This window comes from Planotetraspora kaengkrachanensis (genome assembly GCF_016862895.1).
In the GTDB taxonomy this organism is placed as follows: domain Bacteria; phylum Actinomycetota; class Actinomycetes; order Streptosporangiales; family Streptosporangiaceae; genus Planotetraspora; species Planotetraspora kaengkrachanensis.
The window spans coordinates 65,348-88,246 of the sequence record NZ_BONV01000033.1 but is presented as its reverse complement, the minus strand read 5'-3'; the positions used below and the strand labels follow the sequence as shown (position 1 = coordinate 88,246).

The 22,899-nt window shown below is 69.9% G+C and carries 22 protein-coding genes; 17 read left to right on the top strand and 5 right to left on the bottom strand.

All coding sequences use genetic code 11. The annotated features are described in order from the left end of the window. Positions 1 to 80: 80 nt before the first annotated feature. The 3 genes from Pka01_RS29490 to Pka01_RS29480 all read right to left on the bottom strand — a co-directional run bounded on the left by Pka01_RS29490 (position 81) and on the right by Pka01_RS29480 (position 2,907). Positions 81 to 986, bottom strand: coding sequence for an EamA family transporter (locus Pka01_RS29490; protein WP_203886177.1), 906 nt, complete (start codon positions 984 to 986; stop codon positions 81 to 83). Positions 987 to 1,213: 227 nt separating this feature from the next. Next, positions 1,214 to 1,978, bottom strand: a complete 765-nt coding sequence (locus tag Pka01_RS29485) for an ABC transporter permease (RefSeq protein ID WP_203886176.1) — start codon at positions 1,976 to 1,978, stop codon at positions 1,214 to 1,216. Next, positions 1,975 to 2,907, bottom strand: a complete 933-nt coding sequence (locus tag Pka01_RS29480; protein ID WP_203886175.1) for an ABC transporter ATP-binding protein — start codon at positions 2,905 to 2,907, stop codon at positions 1,975 to 1,977. The genes Pka01_RS29485 and Pka01_RS29480 overlap by 4 nt, the downstream gene beginning before the upstream one ends. 365 nt (positions 2,908 to 3,272) lie before the next feature. On the opposite strand from Pka01_RS29480, the gene Pka01_RS29475 reads away from it, so the two are divergent. From Pka01_RS29475 to hisG, 11 genes are all read left to right on the top strand, one after another. Beyond that, a complete protein-coding gene (locus Pka01_RS29475) occupies positions 3,273 to 4,139 on the top strand; it encodes a helix-turn-helix transcriptional regulator (RefSeq protein ID WP_239115524.1) in 867 nt (288 codons plus the stop codon). Beyond that, positions 4,136 to 5,548, top strand: coding sequence for a Fe-S cluster assembly protein SufB (sufB, locus tag Pka01_RS29470; RefSeq protein WP_203886174.1), 1,413 nt, complete (start codon positions 4,136 to 4,138; stop codon positions 5,546 to 5,548). Before Pka01_RS29475 ends, sufB begins: the two co-directional genes overlap by 4 nt. Next, entirely contained in the window at positions 5,548 to 6,669 is a 1,122-nt protein-coding gene (gene sufD / locus Pka01_RS29465) for a Fe-S cluster assembly protein SufD (RefSeq protein ID WP_203886173.1), read from the top strand. Before sufB ends, sufD begins: the two co-directional genes overlap by 1 nt. Further along, positions 6,666 to 6,995: a non-heme iron oxygenase ferredoxin subunit gene (locus tag Pka01_RS29460; protein WP_203886172.1), complete on the top strand. Its 330-nt coding sequence runs from the start codon at positions 6,666 to 6,668 to the stop codon at positions 6,993 to 6,995. The genes sufD and Pka01_RS29460 overlap by 4 nt, the downstream gene beginning before the upstream one ends. 4 nt (positions 6,996 to 6,999) lie before the next feature. Then, the gene (gene sufC / locus Pka01_RS29455) at positions 7,000 to 7,776 is read left to right on the top strand and encodes a Fe-S cluster assembly ATPase SufC (RefSeq protein ID WP_203886171.1); all 777 of its coding nucleotides are present in this window, start codon (positions 7,000 to 7,002) and stop codon (positions 7,774 to 7,776) included. Further along, a complete protein-coding gene (locus Pka01_RS29450; protein ID WP_203886170.1) occupies positions 7,776 to 9,041 on the top strand; it encodes a cysteine desulfurase in 1,266 nt (421 codons plus the stop codon). Before sufC ends, Pka01_RS29450 begins: the two co-directional genes overlap by 1 nt. Before the next feature lie 4 nt (positions 9,042 to 9,045). Further along, on the top strand, positions 9,046 to 9,483 hold the full coding sequence (gene sufU, locus Pka01_RS29445; protein WP_203886169.1) for a Fe-S cluster assembly sulfur transfer protein SufU: 438 nt from the start codon (positions 9,046 to 9,048) through the stop codon (positions 9,481 to 9,483). A 124-nt stretch (positions 9,484 to 9,607) separates the two neighbouring features. Continuing rightward, positions 9,608 to 9,982 carry a metal-sulfur cluster assembly factor gene (locus tag Pka01_RS29440; protein ID WP_239115523.1) on the top strand — a complete coding sequence of 125 codons (375 nt, stop codon included), beginning with the start codon at positions 9,608 to 9,610 and terminating at the stop codon, positions 9,980 to 9,982. 487 nt (positions 9,983 to 10,469) lie between these two features. Continuing rightward, positions 10,470 to 12,095 (top strand): DEAD/DEAH box helicase, encoded by a 1,626-nt coding sequence (locus Pka01_RS29435; protein ID WP_308442296.1) that lies wholly within the window; start codon positions 10,470 to 10,472, stop codon positions 12,093 to 12,095. A gap of 341 nt (positions 12,096 to 12,436) precedes the next feature. Next, on the top strand, positions 12,437 to 12,700 hold the full coding sequence (locus Pka01_RS29430) for a phosphoribosyl-ATP diphosphatase (RefSeq protein WP_203886168.1): 264 nt from the start codon (positions 12,437 to 12,439) through the stop codon (positions 12,698 to 12,700). Between the two features lie 65 nt (positions 12,701 to 12,765). After that, positions 12,766 to 13,611, top strand: coding sequence for an ATP phosphoribosyltransferase (hisG, locus tag Pka01_RS29425; protein ID WP_203886167.1), 846 nt, complete (start codon positions 12,766 to 12,768; stop codon positions 13,609 to 13,611). 179 nt (positions 13,612 to 13,790) lie between these two features. Here hisG and Pka01_RS29420 read toward each other — a convergent pair whose 3' ends face one another. Next, positions 13,791 to 14,774 carry a LacI family DNA-binding transcriptional regulator gene (locus Pka01_RS29420; protein WP_203886166.1) on the bottom strand — a complete coding sequence of 328 codons (984 nt, stop codon included), beginning with the start codon at positions 14,772 to 14,774 and terminating at the stop codon, positions 13,791 to 13,793. Positions 14,775 to 14,991: 217 nt separating this feature from the next. Here Pka01_RS29420 and Pka01_RS29415 point away from each other — a divergent pair, with 217 nt between their 5' ends. The 6 genes from Pka01_RS29415 to Pka01_RS29390 are packed head-to-tail and all read left to right on the top strand — an operon-like array spanning position 14,992 to position 21,418. Next, positions 14,992 to 15,813: an ABC transporter permease gene (locus tag Pka01_RS29415; protein WP_239115521.1), complete on the top strand. Its 822-nt coding sequence runs from the start codon at positions 14,992 to 14,994 to the stop codon at positions 15,811 to 15,813. Next, positions 15,810 to 16,637: an ABC transporter permease gene (locus Pka01_RS29410; protein WP_239115518.1), complete on the top strand. Its 828-nt coding sequence runs from the start codon at positions 15,810 to 15,812 to the stop codon at positions 16,635 to 16,637. The genes Pka01_RS29415 and Pka01_RS29410 overlap by 4 nt, the downstream gene beginning before the upstream one ends. Then, positions 16,634 to 17,626: an ABC transporter ATP-binding protein gene (locus Pka01_RS29405; RefSeq protein WP_203886165.1), complete on the top strand. Its 993-nt coding sequence runs from the start codon at positions 16,634 to 16,636 to the stop codon at positions 17,624 to 17,626. The genes Pka01_RS29410 and Pka01_RS29405 overlap by 4 nt, the downstream gene beginning before the upstream one ends. A gap of 32 nt (positions 17,627 to 17,658) precedes the next feature. Then, positions 17,659 to 18,711, top strand: coding sequence for an ABC transporter substrate-binding protein (locus Pka01_RS29400; RefSeq protein ID WP_203886164.1), 1,053 nt, complete (start codon positions 17,659 to 17,661; stop codon positions 18,709 to 18,711). Beyond that, entirely contained in the window at positions 18,708 to 19,709 is a 1,002-nt protein-coding gene (locus Pka01_RS29395; protein WP_239115516.1) for a nucleoside hydrolase, read from the top strand. Before Pka01_RS29400 ends, Pka01_RS29395 begins: the two co-directional genes overlap by 4 nt. Next, positions 19,706 to 21,418 (top strand): adenine deaminase, encoded by a 1,713-nt coding sequence (locus tag Pka01_RS29390; RefSeq protein WP_203886163.1) that lies wholly within the window; start codon positions 19,706 to 19,708, stop codon positions 21,416 to 21,418. Before Pka01_RS29395 ends, Pka01_RS29390 begins: the two co-directional genes overlap by 4 nt. A 19-nt stretch (positions 21,419 to 21,437) precedes the next feature. Here Pka01_RS29390 and Pka01_RS29385 read toward each other — a convergent pair whose 3' ends face one another. Beyond that, positions 21,438 to 22,850, bottom strand: coding sequence for an acyltransferase family protein (locus tag Pka01_RS29385; RefSeq protein ID WP_239115514.1), 1,413 nt, complete (start codon positions 22,848 to 22,850; stop codon positions 21,438 to 21,440). Between the last annotated feature and the right edge of the window lie 49 nt (positions 22,851 to 22,899).

Genomic DNA, 22,899 nt, shown 5'->3' with positions numbered 1-22,899 from the left:
CGGCGCGGGGGGTGGTGTCCCCTTCGACCCTGATCCTCCTATAGCAAGGGGATCTGAATTGATTTCGGGTTACGGAGATGTCAGGACCGGGCCCGGGTGGCGCCGATCGACGCCGCGACGACGCAGCCGATCGCGGCCCACTCGTGGACCTTCAGCACCTCGCCGAGGACGAAGAGCCCGACCAGCGCGGCGACGGCGGGCTCCAGGCTCATCAGGATGCCGAAGACCTGCTTCGGCATCCGCCGCAGCGCCTCGAGTTCGAGCGTGTAGGGGATGGCGGACGACAACAGGCCGACCCCGGCGCCCACGAGCAGGATGTGGGGATCGAGCAGGCCGGTCCCGCCCGAGGCGACGCCGATGGGCGTGGTGACGATCGTGGCCACGATCAGGGCGAAGGACAGCCCGCTGGCGCCGGGGAACCTGGCGCCGGTGGCCGACGACAGGACGATGTAGCCGGCCCAGAAGGCGCCGGCGAGCACGCCGAAGCCGATGCCCGCCCAGTTCGCGCCGCCGTCCTGGCTCCAGGGTGCGAGAAGGATCACACCCGCCGCGGCCAGGGCGACCCAGACCAGGTCGAGGAGGCGGCGGGAGGAGACCACGGCGAGGGTGAGCGGGCCGATGAACTCGATGGCGACCGCGATCCCGATGGGCAGGCGGGCGAGCGCCTCGTAGAACGAGAGGTTCATCAGGCCGAGACTGACCCCGAAGGCGACGGCGACGCCGAGGTCACGCCGGGTCAGCCCGCGCACCTTGGGCCGGGCGATGGCGAGCAGGATGACCGCGCCGATGGCGATCCTGAGGAACACCACGGCGGACGGGGCAAGCTGGTCGAACAGGTTCTTGGCCAGGCCGGCGCCGACCTGGACCGACAGGATCGCCAGGAGCACCAGCCCGGAGGGCGGGATCGCGTCCGACGTCGTGCGCAGCGCCCTCGCCGCCCTCATCCGGTACGGCTCGGGGGCCCCGGACAGGGAATCAGCGGTCATGCGGGCAACTCCCGAGCCAGGAAGAATGATTTACCGCCCAAAAATGGACAACCAGCACTATGCCAGACCCCGAATCGCCCACCCCGACCACACCGGGTGTGATCATGCACACATTCGGCGACGTACGCTCCCACCTGGGCGGACATCGAGCGTGATCATGCACGGGTTCGAGAGGGCCCGCCCTGACCTGGGCAGACGCCACCCGTGATCATGCGATGAAGGAGGGACTACTCCCAGCGGAACGTGCGGGCGGCCAGTCCCAGGCCGGCCACGGTCCAGCAGAGCAGGACGATCACGGGACCCGTGGGGAAGCCCGCGCCGTTCTCGAGCACCGACCGCATGCCCTGCGTGAGTGCCGTGATCGGCAGCAGCTCCAGGACGGGCTGGATGCCCTCGGGGAACTTGGTGAGCGGGAACACGACGCCGCCGAGCCCGAGCAGCACGAGGTAGACGAGGTTCGCCCCCGCCAGGGTGGCCTCGGCCCGGAGCGTCCCCGCCATGAGCAGGGCGAGCCCGCTGAACGCCGCCGTCCCGAGCAGGACCAGCAGGATCACCCACAGCGGGTCGCCGTGCGGCGACCATCCCAGGGCCAGGGCGACGGCGCCGATCACCACGACCTGCACGATCTCCACCGCGACGACCGCACAGGTCTTGGCGAGCAGCAGCCCCGCTCTGGACAGGGGAGTCGCGCCGAGCCGCTTCAGCACGCCGTACCGCCGCTCGAACCCGGTCGCGATGGCCTGCCCGGTGAAGGCGGTGGACATCACGGCGAGCGCGAGGATTCCAGGGGTGATGAAGCCGATCCGGGACCCGTCGACGTCGATCAGCGCGGCCTGGGAGAAGCCCACCAGAAGCAGGACGGGGATGATCAGCGTGAGCAGCAGTTGCTCGCCGTTGCGGAGCATCGCCCGGGCCTCGGCGCCCGCCTGGGCGAGGACCATCCGGGGCAGCGGCGCGGCCCCGGGCCTGGGGCTGAAGTCGAGCGTCGTCATCGCAGCTCCCTGCCGGTCAGTTCGAGGAAGACGTCCTCCAGCGTGCGGCGCTCGATGCTCAGGTCCTCGGCGGTGACGCCCTCCGTGGCGCACCAGGCGGTGACCGTGGCCAGCAGTTGGGGCCCGACCTGGCCCTCGATGATGTAGTGCCCCGCGGGCGACTCCTTGGCCGCGCTCCCGGGCGGCAGCGCGCTGAGCAGCTCGTCGAGGTTGAGACCGGGCCGCGCGCGGAAGCGGAGCTGGCGTTCCGCCCCCGTCAGCGTCGCGGGGCTGCCCTCGGCGACCACCCGTCCGTGATCGATGACCACCACGTGGTCGGACAGCTTCTCCGCCTCGTCCATGTGATGGGTGGTCAGCACGACGGACACGCCCGCGTCGCGGAGCCCCGTCACCACGTCCCAGCACGCGTGCCGCGCCTGCGGGTCGAGGCCGGCCGTCGGCTCGTCGAGGAAGACCAGTTCCGGCCGTCCGATGACGGCCGCCGCGAGCGAGAGCCGCTGCTGCTGCCCGCCGGACAGCCGCCTGTACGGCGTGCGCGCGTGTTCGGTGAGACCCAGGAGGTCGAGGAGGGCCCCGGGATCGAGGGGGTGGGCGTAGAAGCGGGAGACCACCCGGAGCCACTCGCCGGCCCGGGCGGCGGGAGGGACTCCTCCGGCCTGGGGCATCACGCCGAGGCGTGGCCGCAGCGTGGGGTCGGCCGGGTCGAGCCCCAGCACGCGCACCGTTCCCGCGTCGAGACGGCGGTATCCCTCGCAGATTTCGATGGTGGAGGTCTTGCCCGCGCCGTTCGGGCCCAGGATCGCCGTCACCTCGCCGCGTCCGCAGGCCATGGTCAGGCCGTCCACGGCGGTCGTCCGTCCGTACCGCTTGATCAGCCCACTGATCTCGACGGCCGCTCCGGCGCCAGAGGCGCTGCCACCCGCCCGCACGTCACGGGCCTCCCCTCAGCGAGATGAACCATCGGGGCCGGCCGGAAACCGGTCCGCCCGCATGGTCGTCGATTCGAACCGGCCGTGCCGATTCCCAACGAGTCTAGGGAGCGAGACGGCCGGTCCGGCCGGGGGATGGCCGTCCCGCGGCCGAAACACGGCCGAAGGCTGAGACACCGCCGGTGGACATCCGCCCCATTATGATCGCGTACCACTCCCGCCGATGATCTACGGGCGGGCGGCCGCGAACGGCCTCCACGGTACGTCTTCGCAGGTTAGGTAAGCCTTACCTGCGTGAGAAATTGCATTCTTCTTGTCTTTCCCTTGGTTTGTCGTCCGGGAAGGAATTACGGCACACTGATGTTGTGAAATACGTGCCTGGAAGGATGAACACCGAGGAGACCGCGGTGCCGCGGCCTTCCGTGGTGCCCTCCGCGCGTACGCAGCCCCATACTTCCACCCCCGGTACGCCGCAGGCGAACGAGGGGGCGGGGAGTGCCGTGCACCTGGGGCCCGGTGTGTCCGCCCAGATCACGGCCGAGCGCGGCACGCGTGCCCGGGTCGCGAGGCTGATCCTGGAGCACGGCCCGGTGACCGCGGCGTCCCTGGGGGAGAGGCTCGGGCTCACCCCCGCGGCGGTCCGCCGTCACCTCGACGCGCTGCTCGCCGACGGCATGATCGAGCCCCGTACGGCCCGGCCGCGCGGCCAGCGGGGAAGAGGCAGGCCGGCCAAGCTGTTCGCCATCACCGACGACGGTCGCAGCGCCTTCGTGCACGCCTACGACGACCTCGCAGGCAGCGCATTGCGCTTCCTGGCCGAGCGGCTGGGCGGCGAGGCGGTGTCGGAGTTCGCGCAGGCGCAGTTCTCGGGCCTGGTGAGCAGGCTCGAGCAGCTGATGCGCGAGGCGCCCGCCGACCAGCGGGTCCGCGTGCTGGCCGAGGCGCTGTCCGCCGAGGGCTACGCGGCGTCGTCGACGAAGACGGGGCAGGGCGGGGAGCAGCTCTGCCAGCACCACTGCCCGGTGGCGCACGTCGCCGCCGCGTTCCCACAGTTGTGCGAGGCCGAGACGGAGGCCTTCGGGCAGCTGCTCGGCACACCGGTGCAGAGACTGGCCACCATCGCGAACGGCGACGGTGTCTGCACCACCCATGTGAGTTCCCACGCGCTGGCCGCACGGCAGGCGCCAACCCAGATAACGAGCACATCGACGAGCAAGGAGTCCGGCAGGTGACTGTCACCGACCGCCCGGAGCTGGAAGGCCTCGGGAATTACAAGTTCGGCTGGGCCGACTCGGACGCGGCGGGAGCCGCGGCCCGGCGTGGCCTGTCCGAAGAGGTCGTCCGCGACATCTCCGCGCTCAAGAACGAGCCGGAGTGGATGCTCGACCTTCGCCTCAAGGGCCTTCGGCTGTTCGGTAAGAAGCCCATGCCCACGTGGGGTTCCGACCTCACCGGCATCGACTTCGACAACATCAAGTACTTCGTGCGCTCGACCGAGAAGCAGGCGGCCTCGTGGGACGAGCTGCCGGCCGACATCAAGAGCACCTACGACAAGCTCGGCATCCCGGAGGCGGAGAAGCAGCGCCTGATCGCCGGGGTCGCGGCCCAGTACGAGTCCGAGGTCGTCTATCACAAGATCCGTGAGGACCTCGAGGAGAAGGGTGTCATCTTCGTCGACACCGACACCGGCCTGAAGGAGCACGAGGAGCTCTTCAAGGAGTACTTCGGTTCGGTGATCCCGGTGGGCGACAACAAGTTCGCCTCGCTGAACACCGCCACCTGGTCGGGCGGCTCGTTCATCTACGTGCCGCCGAACGTGAACGTCGAGATCCCGCTGCAGGCCTACTTCCGGATCAACACCGAGAACATGGGCCAGTTCGAGCGGACCCTGATCATCGTGGACGAGAACTCCTACGTCCACTACGTCGAGGGCTGCACCGCGCCGATCTACTCGTCCGACTCGCTGCACTCCGCGGTCGTCGAGATCATCGTGAAGAAGGGCGCCCGCTGCCGTTACACGACCATCCAGAACTGGTCGAACAACGTCTACAACCTGGTCACCAAGCGCGCCGTGGCGTACGAGGGCGCGACCATGGAGTGGATCGACGGCAACATCGGCTCCAAGGTCACGATGAAGTACCCGGCGGTCTACCTCATGGGCGAGCACGCCAAGGGCGAGACCCTGTCGGTCGCCTTCGCCGGTGAGGGCCAGCACCAGGACGCGGGCGCCAAGATGGTGCACCTCGCGCCGAAGACCTCCTCGACGATCATCTCCAAGTCCGTCGCGCGCGGCGGCGGCCGGACGTCCTACCGCGGTCTCGTGCAGATCGAGGAGGGCGCGGCCGGCTCGGCGTCGACCGTGAAGTGCGACGCCCTGCTCGTCGACCAGATCAGCCGCTCGGACACCTACCCGTACGTCGACGTCCGCGAGGACGACGTGTCGATGGGCCACGAGGCCACGGTCTCGAAGGTGTCGGAGGACCAGCTGTTCTACCTGATGAGCCGCGGCATGAACGAGGACGAGGCGATGGCGATGATCGTCCGCGGCTTCGTCGAGCCGATCGCCCGCGAACTCCCGATGGAGTACGCGCTTGAGCTGAACCGCCTGATCGAGCTGCAGATGGAAGGAGCCGTCGGCTGATGGGTCTGGAGACCAAGCCGCTGTCGACGCTGCACGAGCGGTCGTCGTACAACGTGGCCGACTTCGCCGTGCCGACCGGCCGTGAGGAGGAGTGGCGGTTCACCCCGCTCTCCCGTCTCAAGGGCCTGCACAACGGCACGGCGGCCGCCTCGGGCACCGTCGACGTCACCGTCGACGCCGCCCCCGAGGTGACCGTCGAGACCGTGGGCCGCGACGACGCCCGGGTCGGCAAGGCGTACGTGCCCGCCGACCGGATCAGCGCGCAGGCCTACGCGTCGTTCGAGAAGGCGACGGTCATCACCGTCCCGCGCGAGGTGGTCGCCTCGCGGCCGACGGTGATCACCCTTCGCGGCGCCGGCGGCGGAGCCGCGTACGGCCACATCGTGGTCAGGCTCGAGGCGATGGCGGAGGCCGTCGTGGTCCTGGACCACGGGGGCAGCGCGGTGTACGCCGACAACGTCGAGTTCGTCGTCGGAGACGGCGCGACGCTGAAGGTCGTCAGCCTGCAGGACTGGGACGACGACGCCGTCCACGTCTCGCACCACCACGCCCAGCTCGCCAAGGACGCGACGTTCCGCTCGTTCGTGGTGACGCTCGGAGGCGACCTCGTACGGCTGTCGCCCTCGGTGGCCTACACCGCGCCGGGCGGCGACGCCGACCTGACCGGGCTCTACTTCGTGGACGCCGGGCAGCACCTGGAGCACCGTCTCCTCGTCGAGCACACGGTTCCGAACTGCCGCAGCAACGTGACCTACAAGGGCGCGCTGCAGGGTGAGGACGCCCACGCGGTCTGGATCGGCGATGTGATCATCCGGGCCGAGGCCGAGGGCACCGACACCTACGAGCTCAACCGGAACCTCATCCTCACCGACGGCGCCCGCGCCGACTCGGTGCCCAACCTGGAGATCCTCACCGGAGAGGTCGCCGGCGCCGGACACGCGTCCGCCTCGGGCCGCCTCGACGACGAGCACATCTTCTACCTGCAGGCCAGGGGCATCCCGTTCGACGAGGCGCGCCGCCTGGTCATCCACGGATTCTTCGCCCAGTTGCTCGAGAAGATCGAGGTCGAGGAGATCCGCGCGCGCGTCCTCGCCGCCGTCGAGGCGGAGCTGACGCGATGACCGAGGTCCGCGAGCAGTGGGAGAAGGTCTGCCGGGTCGGCGACATCCCCGACGAGGGCGCCCTCGGCGTGGAGGTCGACGACGTCCCGGTGGCCATCGTGCGCACCGGCGAGGAGGTCTTCGCCCTGCACGACGTCTGCTCGCACGCCGAGGTCAAGCTCAGCGAGGGGGAGGTCTACGACCACACCCTCGAGTGCTGGCTGCACGGCTCCTGCTTCGACCTGCGGACGGGAAAGCCCACCGGCCCTCCCGCCACCAAGCCCGTGAACGTCTACCGAGTAAAGATCGAAGGCGACGACGTGTACGTCTCGCTCTCGAAGGAGTAATCAAGTGCCCACCCTTGAGATTCGTGACCTGCACGTCGCCGTCGGCGACAAGGAGATCCTGCGCGGCGTCGACCTGACCGTCCGGTCGGGAGAGACCCACGCCATCATGGGGCCCAACGGCTCCGGCAAGTCGACCCTCGCCTACGCGCTGGCGGGTCATCCGAAATACACCATCACGTCCGGAACGGTCCTGCTCGACGGTGAGGACCTGCTCGAGATGAAGGTCGACGAGCGTGCCCGGGCCGGCCTCTTCCTGGCCATGCAGTACCCCGTCGAGGTGCCGGGCGTCAGCGTGTCCAACTTCCTGCGTTCCGCGATCACCGCGGTCCGCGGCGAGGCGCCCAAGCTGCGCGAGTTCGCCAAGGACCTGAAGGCGGGCATGGACGCGCTGTCCATCGACTCCGCGTTCGCCCAGCGCAACACCAACGAGGGCTTCTCCGGTGGTGAGAAGAAGCGGCACGAGATCCTCCAGCTCGAGCTGCTCAAGCCGAAGATCGCCATCCTCGACGAGACCGACTCCGGCCTCGACGTCGACGCCCTGCGGGTCGTCTCCGAGGGCATCAACCGCTTCCGCGGTCTCGACGGCGAGGGCGAGGGCGCGGGCGCGGGCGCCGACACCGGCGTGCTGCTGATCACCCACTACACCCGCATCCTGCGGTACGTGAAGCCGGACTTCGTCCACGTCTTCGCCGGCGGCCGGATCGTGGAGGAGGGCGGCCCCGAGCTCGCGGAGAAGCTGGAGAACGAGGGCTACGAGGCGTACACGAAGGCGTCCGCCTGATGAACGGTGCGGCTCCCTTCGACGTGGAGAGGATCAGGAAGGACTTCCCGATCCTGTCCCGTGAGCTGCCCGGCGGCCGCCCGCTGGTCTATCTCGACTCCGGAAACAGCTCGCAGAAGCCCACGCAGGTCATCGAGACCATGCGTGAGCACCTGGCGCAGCACTACGGCAACGTCGGCCGCGCCCTGCACGCCCTGGGCAGCGAGTCCACCGAAGCCTACGAGGGCGCCCGGGACAAGATCGCCGCCTTCATCGGCGCGCCGTCGCGCGACGAGGTGATCTTCACCAAGAACGCCTCCGAGAGCATCAACCTCGTGGCGTACGCCTTCGGCAACCCGGTCAACACCGACGAGCGGTTCAAGGTCGGCCCCGGCGACGAGATCGTCATCAGCGAGATGGAGCACCACTCCAACATCGTTCCGTGGCAGCTGCTCGCGCAGCGCACCGGCGCGACGTTGCGCTGGTTCCCCGTGACCGACGAGGGCCGTCTCGACATCGACCGTCTCGACGAGCTGGTCAACGAGCGAACGAAGATCGTCTCGATCGTGCACCAGTCGAACGTGCTGGGCACGGTCAACTCGGAGTCGCCGATCCTGGCCAGGGTCCGCGAGGTCGGCGCGCTGATGATGCTCGACGCCTCGCAGTCGGTGCCGCACCAGCCGGTCGACGTGGCCGAGCTCGGCGTCGACTTCGTGGCCTTCACCGGGCACAAGATGGTCGGGCCTTCCGGCATCGGCGTCCTGTGGGGCCGCAAGGAGCTGCTCGACGCGATGCCGCCGTTCCTGGGCGGCGGCGAGATGATCGAGGCGGTCTGGATGGACCACTCGACCTACGCGCCGGTGCCGCACAAGTTCGAGGCGGGCACGCCCCCGATCGTCGAGGCCGTCGGCCTCGGCGCGGCGGTGGACTACCTCACCTCCATCGGCATGGAGGAGATCAAGCGGCACGAGAAGGAACTGACCGGGTACGCACTTGAGGCGTTGCAGGAGATTCCCGGGCTCAGGATCATCGGGCCGCGCACCGTGGTGGCCCGCGGCGGAACGGTCTCGTTCACGCTGGAGGGGATCCATCCGCACGACGTGGGGCAGATCCTCGACGACGTGTACGGCATCGCGGTACGGGTAGGCCATCACTGCGCCCGCCCGCTGCATCTCCGGTTCGGAATTCCAGCGACCACGCGGGCGTCTTTCTACCTGTACAACACGACGGCCGAGATCGACGCACTGGTCCGCGGCCTCCACCACGTGCAGAAGGTGTTCGGCTAGAACCATGATCGCTGAAAGCATGTACCAGGAGCTGATCCTGGAGCACTATAAGCACCCTCAGGGCAGGGGGCTGCGAGAGCCGTACGACGCCGAGGTCCACCACGTGAACCCGACCTGTGGTGACGAGGTCACCATGCGGGTCAAGCTGGGCGACGGCGGCAAGGTCCTCGACGTGTCCTACGACGGTCAGGGCTGTTCGATCAGCCAGGCCGCGGCGTCCGTGCTGCACGAGCTCACCACGGGGTCGACCGTCGCGGAGACCCTGTCCGTGGTCGACGAGTTCACCCGGCTGATGCAGGGCCGTGGTCAGGTCGAGGCCGACGAGGACGTGCTCGGCGACGCGGTGGCCTTCGCCGGCGTGGCGAAGTTCCCCGCCCGGGTCAAGTGCGCCCTGCTGGCCTGGATGGCCTACAAGGACGCCCTGGTGAGGAGCCAGGCGTGACCTGCCCTACCGTCGCCGGTCGCGTCACCCGAGGCGGGTGGCGCGCGGGCGCGGGCGTTCCCCAAGGTTGTGAAGGCGGTGGCCCTGCACGGGGTGCGGGCGGGCCGCGAGGTGAGGAGACGACGTGAGCAAGCCGACAGAGACGCCGACGAGCCCGGCTCCGGCGTACGACGGGGATACCTCCCCTGACGACGTCATGGAGGCGCTGAAGGACGTCGTGGACCCCGAACTCGGGATCAACGTCGTCGACCTCGGCCTGATCTACGGGCTGAACCTCGACTCCGCGGGTGAGGGCGAGCGCCCGATCGCGACGATCGACATGACGCTGACGAGCGCGGCCTGCCCGCTGACCGACGTCATCGAGGACCAGGCCAACTCGGCTCTGGCCGACCTGGTCTCCAATGTTGTGATCAACTGGGTGTGGCTGCCGCCGTGGGGTCCCGACAAGATCACCGACGAGGGACGTGACCAGCTGCGCATGCTGGGGTTCAACGTCTGATCGTCCGTCCGGCCGTCCGGTGAGAGCCGGGCGGCCCGGCGGGGTTCCCGGGAGATCCGCGTGTCCCCAGAGGCTTCCGGGAATGATGTAAGCTAATGAGTAGTTGGTGCTTTTCTGATGGTTTCGTTGCTTTTTGTGGCCTCCCTGCCAGGTGCAACGGAACCGGGCGTCCGTGCGGCTCTCGCAGAGAGTCGGCACTTCTGCGGGGACGCCGGCACCACTGATGATCGTGAGTAGATCCTGTCCAGGGTAGACTCGCGGAAAGATCGCAGCGTTGGATCACCAGACGCGACGACCGCGTGACGCTGCCGAACGGCACGAGACCCTGCGTGCCGAGGACTGATGACCGGAAGAGCCGGACGTCACGTCCGCCCGGGAGAGAACTCCCGGAGTTCCGCCGAGTGGGATTCGCTCCCTCACGTCCTGATCGAGGCACGGCACCGCCGTGCTTGCCATGGCACGTCCTTTCGCAGAAGTGACGCGCCCCGTGTTCCGACACGTCACCTTCGACGAAAGGCACGCTTTCGTGACCATGCTCGACCCCGGCCTGCCCGCGAACCTCGACACCGAGGAGGCGACGGCCGACTTCGCCCAGCTCGGGTTGCCCAAGCCGCTCGTGGCGGGGCTGGCCCGGCAGGGCATCACCGCGCCGTTCCCCATTCAGCGCGCGGCCATTCCCGACATCCTCGCCGGTCGCGACGTCCTCGGCCGCGGCCAGACCGGCTCCGGCAAGACACTCGCCTTCGGCCTGCCCACCATGACCCGGATCGCCGGCGAGCGGGCGCTCCCGAGGCGGCCCCGCGCCATCATCCTCGTCCCCACCCGTGAGCTGGCCCTTCAGGTGGCCGACTCGCTCGAACCGCTCGGCCGCGGCCTGTCGCTGCGGATCAAGACGGTCGTGGGCGGCATGTCCATGGGCCGGCAGATCGAGGCGCTGCGCCGCGGCGTCGAGATCATCGTCGCCACGCCCGGACGGCTGACCGACCTCATGGAGCAGGGGGAGTGCTCCCTTGAGGACATCGAGGTCAGCGTCCTCGACGAGGCCGACCACATGTGCGACCTCGGGTTCTACCCGGTCGTGAGCTCGATTCTCGCCAAGACGCCCGCCCACGGCCAGCGGCTGCTGTTCTCCGCCACGCTGGACGGCGACGTCGACAAGCTCGTGCGGGCGTTCCTCACCGACCCGATCACCCACTCCCTCGACCCAGCGACCTCGTCGGTCGAGACCATGGAGCACCATCTGGTCCAGGTCCACCGGGACGACAAGGTCGACGTGACGGCCGAGATCGCCAGCCGGGAGGGCCGGACGATCCTGTTCGTCCGGACCCAGCACGGCGTCGACCGGGTCGTGAAGCAGCTGGCCCGCGTCGGAGTCCGGGCCGGCGGCCTGCACGGCGGCAAGCGGCAGAACCAGCGGACCCGGATCCTGAGCGAGTTCCGCGAGGGCAACATCAAGGTCCTGGTCTGCACCGACGTGGCCGCCCGCGGCATCCACGTGGACGACGTCAGCCTCGTGCTGCACGTCGACCCGCCGGCCGACCACAAGAGCTACCTGCACCGCGGCGGCCGTACGGCCCGGGCGGGCGAGCGGGGCAGCGTCCTGACGCTGGTCATGCCGAACGAGCGCCGCTCGACCGAGCAGATGGCCCGCCGGGCGGGCATCAACCCGTCCCGGCACCGGGTGACACCCGGCGACCCCGTGCTGGCGGAGATCGCCGGCGCCCGCCGTCCCAGCGGCGAGGCGATCCCCGTGTGGGAGCCGGACGTGCGCAAGCCGCTGCGTCCCAAGCCGGACCACGCGGGCGGCGACCGCCGTTCGCGCCGGTTCGGCGACCGCAGGGACGGTCGTTCCGGTGAGTCCAGGCCGCCGCGGCGGCGGGACGAGTCGGCCGGCACCGTGAGCGAGATCCGCGGCCGGTTCCGCGACAGGCCGTCGGAGGGCCGCGGGGAGCGGCGCGACGACCGGCCGGTCGAGCGCCGTGAGGAGCCCCGCGGCGACCGCGGGACATCCCGTGGCGATCACGGCGGAGCTCGTGGTGAGCGTGGCGGATTCCGTGGCGACCGCCGCCCCCCTCGCCGTGATCATGCAGGGACTCGGGAACTGGGCCGCTGAGCTGCTCCGTTCTTGATGGTGATCATGCACAGGTTCGGGCGATGAAGTTCTGAGCAGGCCGTTCACGGTTTGTGATCATGCGCGAATTCGTGTTTCGCAGCCCTGAGCTGCCGATTCGCTGAACGTGATCATGCAGGTGGAGAATCCCTGCATGATCACGTTTTGCGTTTCCGCCGGTCGCAAGGGTGATCGCCGAGCCTGTGCATGATCACAAACCGGGTCGTCCCCATGATCACCCCAAGGGGAGGGTGGGGATGCGGCGCGCCCCGGGCGGGACTGACCTGGATGCGGCCGTGCGGCGGATAGTCTGGACGGGCACGCCCGACGATCCGAGAGAGATCATGAAGACGTTCGAAGAGCTGTACGCCGAGCTGGCAGAGAAGGCGCGGACCCGTCCTCCGGGCTCCGGGACCGTCGCAGCCCTGGACGCCGGTGTCCATGCCATCGGCAAGAAGATCGTGGAGGAGGCCGCCGAGAGCTGGATGGCGGCCGAGCACGAGTCGGCCGACCGGGCTGCCGAGGAGATCTCGCAGCTGCTCTACCACGTCCAGGTCCTCATGCTGGCGCGGGGCATCGGGCTCGACCAGGTCTACAAGCATCTGTAGCCGCGTGATCGCGGCCACCTGCTCGTGACCTCGTCAATCCGATCCCGAAAGGTTCATCGCACGCCATGCTGCGTCTCGCCGTACCGAACAAGGGCGCGCTCACCGATGCCGCCCAGACCATCCTGAAGGAGGCCGGATACCGGCCGCGGAGGGATTCCAAGGAACTCGTGGTCGTCGACCCCGAGAACTCGATCGAGCTGTTCTTCCTGCGCCCCCGCGACATCGCCGTGTACGTCGGCGAGGGCACCCTCGACGCGGGCATCACCGGCCGCGACATGCTGTTCGACTCCGGGGCCCCGGCGGAGGAGGTCGTGCCGCTGGGCTTCGGCCGGTCGACGTTCCGGTTCGCCTCGACCCCCGCGACCTACACCAGCGTCGACGAACTGGCGGGGCTGCGGATCGCCACGTCGTACGCGGGCCTGCTGGGCAAGTACCTCGCCGACCGGGGCGTCGACGCCCGGGTGATCAAGCTGGACGGCGCCGTGGAGACCGCCATCCGGCTGGGCGTCGCCGACGCGGTCGCCGACGTGGTCGAGACGGGCACCACGCTGCGCAACGTCGGTCTGGAGGTCTTCGGCGAGCCGATCGCCCACTCCGAGGCCGTCGTGATCAAGCAGTCGGGCGCGGCGGAGACCAACGGCTTCCAGCAGCTGATCCGGCGGCTGCAGGGCGTGCTCGTCGCCCGCGACTTCGTGATGATCGACTACGACATCCGGGTCGAGCGCATCGACGAGGCCATCGCGATCACGCCGGGAATGGAGGGCCCGACGGTCTCCCCGCTGCACCGTGAGGGGTGGGTCGCCGTCCGCGCCATGATCCCGCGCAAGGGCCACCAGCAGGTGATGGACCAGCTCTGGGAGATCGGGGCCAAGGCCATCCTGATCACCGCCATCTTCGCCGCGCGGCTCTGACCGGGTCGCGGCGGAGCGGATCGCCGCCGAGGACCCGTTCGTCCGGGCAGGTGTGGCGGAATACGCCATCGTCACGATCGAGCCCGGCCGTGCACATCCTGCTCTGGCCGGGCTGCTCGCGGGCGACGACTGACTGCGGCGAAGGTCCCGGTCGCGGCAGACCGTGTGACCGTCCGGTGTCAGACGTCGGTCGCCGGACGTCCGGTGGTGGACCCCAATTGGAGGGCGGCCGGGATCCGGGTGTGGGGAACCGCCGGGGGCCGTCCGTCAATCAGCCGCATGAGCGCCTCCATCGCGGCCGCGCCCAGGCCGGCCGGGTCGAACCGCAGAGTCGTGATCTCCGGGGCTCCGAGCCCCAGGGCGGCGAGGTCGTCCGCACTGGCCACGCTGATCTGTTCCGGAACGCGCACGCCGACGTTGTGCAACTGGTACACCGCCCCAAGCGCCAGGAGGCTGTTGTAGGCCACGACCGCGGTCGCCCGCCGGTCGAGGATCCCCTGGACGGCCTCGGCCCCCGCGCGGAACGTCGGCGGCAGCGGGCCGATGACGATGAGCTCGCCGTTCGGTCCGAGTGATTCCCGGAGGGCGTCGCACCGCAGGCGGTCCATCCACGATCCTTCGGGGCCGGACAGATAGGCGACGCGGCGGTGTCCGTCGGCCTTCAGCATGCCCGTCAGGTCGCGGAGACCCGCGGGCGTATCGATGATCACGGACGTCAGTCCGGGCACGACCCGCTCGGCGATGACGGCGGGGGTGGTGGCGCCGAACTCGAGCAGGTCGGCGTCGCCACCTCGCGGCGCGACGATGATGAAGCCGTCGACCTGCCCGGAGAGCCGGGTCAGCACCTCGGCCTCGCGCCTGGCCGACCCCTCGGTGACCACGACGGTCAGGTGCCGGTCGGCCGCCTCGGCGGCCTGCTGAGCCCCCGCGATGATGGGAGCGAAGAACGGGTTGCTCAGCGTGGGCACGCACATGGCAACCAGGCCGGTCTTTCCCGATGTCAGGGCGCGTGCCGCTGGATTCACATGGAAACCGAGCCGTTGCACCGCTTCGAGGACCCGGCTCCGGGTCTCGGACGCCACCAGATCGGGACGGCTCAATGCCCGGGACGCCGTCGACATCGAGACCCCCGCCGCACGAGCGACATCGGCCAAACGCGTCATGTGACCCTCTCTCCCGGCTGTCAGAAGTGGCGCGTCCCCATCTTCCCGGTGCTTCAGCCCGCTCGCGCACTCAGCCGCGAGGCGATTTGTCCATGTTTACACAGTCTTAATGAGATATGCGCCGTCTCGAATTGACCCTGGTTCGCGGAGTTCACTAGGGTACTGCAAGCGCTTGCAAAGCCCTGACCTCTATGTTTCCATGCCGGAAAGGACGAGCGTGTCACGTCGGAACGCCGTGCTGTTACTGGTACCGGGCCTCGCACTCCTGCTGTTCGGCTTCCTGGTGCCCGCCGTCATGATGCTGCTGCATCCCCCGGACACGCCCGCTCTCGACGTCGGGCACCGGCTGGCCCAGATGCTCGCCGACCCCTTCATGCTGGGGATCATCTGGCGCACCCTCAGGATCGGGCTGATCGTCACCGCCGTGTGCCTGCTGCTCGGGTTCCCCGTCGCCTATCTGCTCTCCCGGTCGACGTCTCGCTGGTCGGGCCTCCTGCTCGCGCTGGCGATATTCCCGCTGCTGCTCAGCAACGTCGTGCGCACCTACGGCTGGCTGGTCGTGCTGGGCAGCAAGGGCGTGATCGCGCAGGCACTGACCGGGCTCGGAATCACCGACCATCCGCCGCAACTCCTCTACACGGAGACGGCGGTCGTGGCCGGGCTGGTGCAGCTCTTCCTGCCGCTGGCGATCGTCTCGTGCTATTCGTCGTTGTCCGGCATCGAGGCGAGGCTGGAGGACGCCGCCCGAGGGCTCGGCGCGAGCCGGACGGCGACCTTCCGCCTCGTCCTCCTCCCGCTCGCCATGCCCGGAGCGGTGGTGGGCGCGACGCTCGTCTTCGCCGGCGCGGCCACGGCGTACACCACACCGGTGCTGCTCGGCGGCACCCGGCAGACGATGCTCTCCCTTCAGCTCTTCAACTACTCCAGCGTGACGATCGACTGGGCAGGAGCCTCCGCCGTGGCACTCCTCATGACCGCCCTGGTCTTCGCCGTCGCGGGCGCGTCGGCGTGGGCGGGCCGAAGGCGGGTGACCGCGTGAGCCGCGCAGGACGGAGCCTGCGGCCCGCCCGCGAGCGCCGCCCGGTGCTCACGGTGCTGGCCGTCGCCGCCTACCTCATCATGCTCGGCCCGGCGCTGTTCGTCGTCGCCGTCGCCTTCACCTCGGGCAGCACGATCACGTTCCCGCCGGAGGGATTCTCCCTGCGCTGGTTCGGGGCCGCCGCGTCCTACCGCCCGTTCCTCGACGGCCTGGGGACGAGCGCGCTCGTCGCAACGGCGGCCACCGTGATCGCGCTGGCGGTCGGCATCCCGGCCACCCTGGCCGTCCACCGGGGCAGACTGCCCGGGCGGGCCGTCGTCCAGAACCTCTTCCTGAGCCCGATCGTGCTTCCCGAACTCGTGCTCGGGCTGGCGCTCTACCAGCAGCTCATGGTGGGGCTGGGGGTCACGGCCTCGGGTGTGCTGCTGATCGGCCACACCATCCTGCTTCTGCCGTACGCAGTGCGGGTGACGGGGGCGTCGCTCGCACTCGCCGATCCGGCGCTGGAGGAGGCCGCCCGGGGGCTGGGCGCGGGGCCGGTCACCACGTTCTTCCGGGTCACGCTCCCGGTTCTGCGTCCGGGCATCGCCGCCGCCGCCGTCCTCGGGTTCGTGACGTCGTTCAACAACGTGCCGTTGTCGCTGCTGCTTCAGGGGCCGGGCACCGAGACCCTGCCGGTGGCCATGTTGCAGTACGTGCAGACCTCCTACGACCCGGTGGTCGCCGCGGTGTCGGTGGTGTTGCTGCTGGCGGCCGTCGTGGTGGCCGTCGTGGCCGAGCGGCTGGTCGGATTCAACAAGATCTTCGGAGGGATCGGATCATGAGAGACGGCTCCGACGCTGTCGTCCGGCTCGCGAAGGTTTCCCGGCACTTCGGTGACGTGGCAGCCGTCGACGGCGTCGATCTGGAGGTGCCGGCAGGCTCGCTCACCGCGCTGCTCGGCCCGAGCGGCTGCGGGAAGACGACCACTCTGCGGATGATCGCCGGGTACGAACACCCAACCGCGGGCCAGATCTTCATCGACGGCCGTGACGCCACGGGGCTGGCGCCGGAGAAACGCAACATCGGCATGGTCTTCCAGTCGTACGCCCTGTTCCCGCATCTCACCGTGGCGAAGAACGTGGGCTTCGGCCTGAAGGTGCGCGGCGTCGCCCGCGAGGAGATCCGCAGGCGGGCGCACGAGGCGCTGGAGCTGGTCGGGCTGTCCGAACTGTCCGGCCGCCGCCCCCGTGAATTGTCCGGCGGCCAGCAGCAGCGGGTCGCCCTGGCCCGCGCGATCGCGATCCGTCCTTCCGTGCTCCTGCTGGACGAGCCGCTGTCCAATCTGGACGCGCGACTGCGTGTCCAGATGCGCGCGGAACTCGCCCGGATCCAGCGAGAGAGCGGAATCACCACGATCCTCGTCACGCACGACCAGGAGGAGGCACTCCAACTGGCCGACCAGATGGTGATCCTGGACTCCGGCCGAGTCGCCCAGGCCGGTCACCCGCGGAAGATCTTCCCCGCGCCCGCCAACCGGTTCGTCGCGACGTTCCTGGGCTACGAGAACTTCCTCACCCTGCCGGGACGGGGTCTGGTGACCATCCGTCCCGAGCACGTGGCGGTATTACCCGAATCGGGAACCGCCCCGGACGGCGGGCAGTCCCGGCCCGGCACGATCTCACGGATCACCTACCGCGGAACCGACTCGCTCGTGACCCTCGACGTCGAGGGCGACACCATCCTCGCCGCCGCGTCGGACCCGGACCTGCACGAAGGCTCCCGCGTCCGGACGTTCTTCCCCGACGACCGCGTCGTCCCGCTCGCCTCCTAGGCCCCCGCCCCCTCACAGACGGAGAACCAACCATGAAACGCCTCGCGATCGCCGCCCTCACCGCAGGCCTCGGCCTCGCCGCCGCAGGCTGCAGCAGCACCCCGGACGCCTCCGAGCACGCCATCACCGTCAGCACGTTCTCATTCGGCACCGAGCAGTTCAACCAGGTGGTGGTCCAGCCGTTCGAGAAGGCCACCGGCATCAAGGTGCAGGTCGAGACCGGCAACAACGCCGACCGGCTGGCCAAGCTGCAGGTCAACAAGGCCCACCCGACCGTCGACGTCATGCTCATCTCCGACTACTTCGCCGCACTGGGGGAGAAGCAGGGCCTGTTCGACAAGATCGACGCCGCCGCGGTGCCGAATCTGTCCAAGATCTACGACTTCGCCAAGAGCACGGACGGGTACGGCCCGGCCTACACGTTCCAACTGCTCGGCGAGCTCTACCGCACCGACGGGATCACCGATCCGCAGAAGGCGGCGGACTGGAAGACGCTGTGGGACGGCGGTTACAAGGGCAAGATCGCGGTGCCGGACATGGCGCCGACGGCCGGTCAGCTGTTCCTGTCCGCCACGTCCGACGTGTTCGGCTCGGGCCCCGGCGACGTCGAGAGCGGCTTCTCCAACCTCACGCAGCTCGCTCCCAACGTGCTGAAGTTCTACACGAGCACCACGGAGGTCACCAGCCTGCTCGATCGGGGGGAGGTCGTCGCCGCGCCCGCGCTCGACTCCTTCGCCGTCGACCTGGTCAAGGCCGGCAAACCCATCGCGTGGGCCGTACCGGCCAAGGGCCGTTACATGGCGACGAACGAGGCGCAGGTCGTGAAGGGAACGGCCCACAAGGCCGACGCGGAGAAGTTCATCGACTTCCTGCTCAGCGCCGATGTGCAGTCGAAGGCCGCGGCCGCCTACTACGACAAGCCGGTCAACAAGGACGCGACCGTGCCCGATGTCCTGACCAAGGTCGCGGGTGACGCCGCCAAGGACCCGGTCGCGGCCGGCTACACCACGCTGGACATGGCTCCGATCGTGGCCAACCGTACGCAGTGGGTCGAGCGTTACGCCCGGGAAGTGTCCAGCAAGTGACGCACACGAAGCCGGGGGAGCGGATCCCCGTCGTCATCGACTGCGACCCCGGCATCGATGACGCCCTGGCCCTCTACCTGGCCTTCGCGTCGCCCGAGCTGAACGTCCTCGCCGTGTCCGCCGTCGCGGGCAACGTCGGAGTGGAACGGGCGGCCGACAACGCCGCCCGGCTCCTCGACCATCTCGCAGTGCCCTCCGACGTGCCGCTCTACGCGGGGGCGGGGGCGCCGCTCGCCGGTTCCGAACGGGTTCCGGACGAGCCCGTCCACGGTCCCGGCGGGCTCGGGGGCGTCGTGTTCGCCGAGGCGGCCCGCCAGACCGCTCCGGGACACGCGGCCGACGCGCTCGCCGGGCTCCTGCGCGACCGGCCCGGTGAGATCACCGTGATCGCCCTCGGCCCCCTGACCACCATCGCGACGATGCTTCGCCGCCATCCGGACGTCGCCGGCGCCATCGGCGAGCTGGTGATCATGGGAGGCGCCGTCTTCGTGCAGGGCAATGTGACACCGGCGGCGGAGTTCAACTTCTACGCAGACCCCGAGGCGGCCCACGAGGTGCTCGCCTCCGGGGTGCCCATCCGGTTGGTCGGCCTGGACGTTACGCGCGCCGCGCTGGTCCCCGCCGAGATCGCCGATGAACTGGCCGCGGCCCCGACGCCGGTGAGGGAGGCGGGCCGGATGCTGGCCCACCTCGCCGGTGTGTACGCCGCCCGCTTCGGCGTGGCCGCCGCCCCGGTGCACGACGCCCTGGCGGTCGCCGCGGTCGTCCGGCCCGGACTGCTGGACTACACCCCGGGATCGGCGGCGGTCGAGCGCGTCGGGGAGATCACCCGAGGCGCCGTCGTGGCCGACATCCGCGGTGTCACGGGGCGCCCGGCCACGATCCGTTTCGCCACCGGCGTGGACGCGGACGGCTTCGTACGGCTTCTGTCTTCGCGGATCGCCCGTCACACGCCGGGCCGGTCCATCCCCGTCGAGTCTCCTGTGGAGCGTGCATGACCGCCCTCGGCCCGGTCGACCTCGTCATCCGTGGTGGGCGGGTGGCCTCCGTACAGACCGGCGAACTGTTCGCGGCGGAGGTGGCCGTCACCGCCGGGCTGATCCGCGCGGTGCTTCCACCGGGAACACCCGTGACGGCGGCACAGGAGATCGACGCGGACGGGCGGATCGTCGTGCCCGGATTCGTCGACGCCCACATGCACATCGAGTCGGCGCTCATCACCCCGGGGGAGTTCGCCCGCATCGCGCTGGCCCGCGGGACGACCACCGTTCTGGCCGACCCGCACGAGATCGTCAACGTCGCGGGGCGGGACGCCATGGCGTGGATGATCGAACAGGGCCGGCGCAGCCCGATGACGATGCGCTGGGCGGTGCCGTCGTGCGTGCCCGCGCTCGAGGGGTTCGAGACCGCCGGCGCGACGTTGACCGCCGACGACATCGACACGATGCTCTCCTGGGACGGTGTGACCACGCTCGGCGAGGTCATGGACTACCGCGCGGTCGTCTCCGGCGAGCCTCGCATGCGTGACATCATCTCGGCCGCACGCCGCCACGGCGTACGGCTCGACGGGCACTGCCCGAACCTGTCCGGCGCCGACCTCAACGCCTACATGTGGGCCGGCATCGACTCCGACCACACCAAGAACACGCCGGAGGTCCTGCGGGAGAAGGCCCGGCTGGGCATGTTGCCCATGCTTCAGGAGAAGAGCCTGACCTCCGAAGTGGTGGACGTCCTGCTCTCGCTGCCCGTGCTGCCGGAGTTCTGCGTCGTGACCGACGATCTTGTGGCCGACGCGATCCTCGACCGCGGGCACCTCGATCACGTGGCGAGGGTCGCGATCCGGCGCGGACTGCCGCCGTGGTCGGTGTTGCGTGCTCTCACCCTGCATCCCGCCCGGCGGCTCGGGTTGGCCGACCGCGGCGTCGTCGCCCCCGGGCTGCGCGCCGATCTCGTGCTCGTCGACTCGCTCGAACTGCTGCACCCGGCGCTCGTGATCGCGGAGGGAGTCGTCGTCGGACGAGACGGCGTCTACACGGGCCCCGAGATCCCGGTCGCGGCCAACCCGTTCGCGGGGTCGGTGCACCTGGCCCCGCTCGAGGAGATCCCCTGGAGTGTGGACCTGCCGGACGGCGATCACACTTTCCGTGCGATCCGCGTCAACGGGGTCGACACCTACACGGTCCCCGACGAGGTGGTGCTGCCGGTCCGCGACGGCGTCGTGGAGTGGGCCGGCCGTACCGCCGTGGCCGTCGTCATCGAACGGCATCGGTCCACCGGTAACCGGACATTCGTCCCCATCGTGGGGTTCGACCTCGAGGAGGGCGGATTCGCCACGACGTACGCGCACGACAGTCACAACCTGACGCTGCTCGGCACCTCGCCGGAGCATCTTGTGCGTGCTGCCAATCACGTCATCGGGTTCGGCGGCGGCATGGCGCTGGAACGGCCTGGGCATTCCGTCGTTGCGTTGCCGCTGCCGGTGGGTGGAGTCATGTCGGACCAGCCGGCGGAGAGGGTGGCGCGCCAGACGGGTGAGCTGCGGGCCGCGCTGATCGATTGGGGATGGGCGAACGCCAACCCCTTCATGAGCGTGTCGACGCTCGGCCTTCCGGTGTCGCCCGAGCTGAAGGTGACGGACCAGGGTCTGGTCCGGGTCGTCGAGCGGGCCTGGGAGCCGCAGTTGGTCGGCGGGACGCGGATCCCGTAGGCGCACGCGCGGGACCGCCTCAGGGCGGCCCGCGGCGCGGGCCTGAGGCCTGGCGGACCTGGTCGCGGGGTGACGCCGACCGCAGGAGCCGCAGGACCGCCGCGCCCGCCAGGTACATGACCAGAGCAGGCGTCGGCAACCCGAACACGGTCGGAGCGGTGCTCGGCGACAGGCTGTTGCCGAGGAGGGCGACGACGACGCCGGCGAACCCCGCCAGGGCGAGTGCGAGGCGCGTCGCCGGGTGAGCCGCCAGGGCGAGCCCGGGACGCGTCGCCCGACCCGGGAGTTGCTGGACGGCCCGCCGGGCGGCGCGGACCTCGATCGGCCCGAAGACGGCGACCAGGGGTGCCAGGGCGAGACAGCACAACATCAGCAGGGGGACGCGCCAGGCGAACCAGCCCGCGGAACCGGCCGCGTACGCGGGAAGGATCCCGGCGAGATGGAGGGCGAAGACCGCCAGGACCGCCGCGGTGACGTGCCAGAGGAAGATCGTCAAGATCACGGTGTTGACGGCGACGACCGCCGTCCACGGCCCGGTACGGCGCAGCCACCGGGCGGCCCGGTCCCGCAGCAGCAGCACGATGCCGATCTGGGCGGCCGCCACGGCGAGCAGGGCCAGGCTCGGGGGAGACATGTTGTGCAGCCGCTCGCCCGGCACGTTGAGCATGCTGACCGGATACGGGCCCACGAGGGTGAGCAGCAGCAGCGCGCCGACTCCACCGAGCAGCAGCGGCGCAGCCACGCGGGGACGGGCGGGCAGGAGCCCGTCCCGCCAGGCGAATCCCATCTGGTAGACGGCCAGCCAGCCGAACAGGTGGCTGCCCAGGCTCAACGACTGCGCGCCGAGGAGCCGGGCGACGTCGCCCGAAGCGACGAGACAGACCAGCACCACCGGGACCCACAGCCCGAACCGCCGGTGCAGGGCGTACGTCAAAGGCGTCAGCACAACGAGGACCAGGTAGACCACGAGGAACCACAGCGGAATCGAGGTGAACCACACCACCAGGCGCACCCGGGCGGGATCGGCGCCGAGCAGGTGGGCGGCGAACGCGCCCCCGGCCATCACAACGATCAGGGCCGTGGTCGGCCGGACCAGTCGCCCGCCGCGGTTGAGCAGCCACCCGGCCGTGTCCCCGCCACGCTCGCGGTGCCTGGTCAGCGAGACCGCGTTGGCGTAGCCGCCGACGAAGCAGAAGACCGGCACCACCTGGAAGAGCCAGGTGAGCGGGTGAGCCCACGGCAGGTCGGGCAGCGCCGACCTGCCCACGAGCTCGCCGTGCTCGTCGTAGCCGACCACCGTAACCAGCCAGTGCCCCAGGACCACGGCCAGGATCGACAGCCCCCGCAGCAGGTCGGCGAACCGCTCCCGTGACGGCGGCGTCTGCTCGGCGAGCCGGCGGATCCCTCGCAGCGCGGCGCCCATGTCGTCCATGTCCTCCAGGGCACCCTCGGGTCGATGGGTGCCATCGGTTCCCTACCCC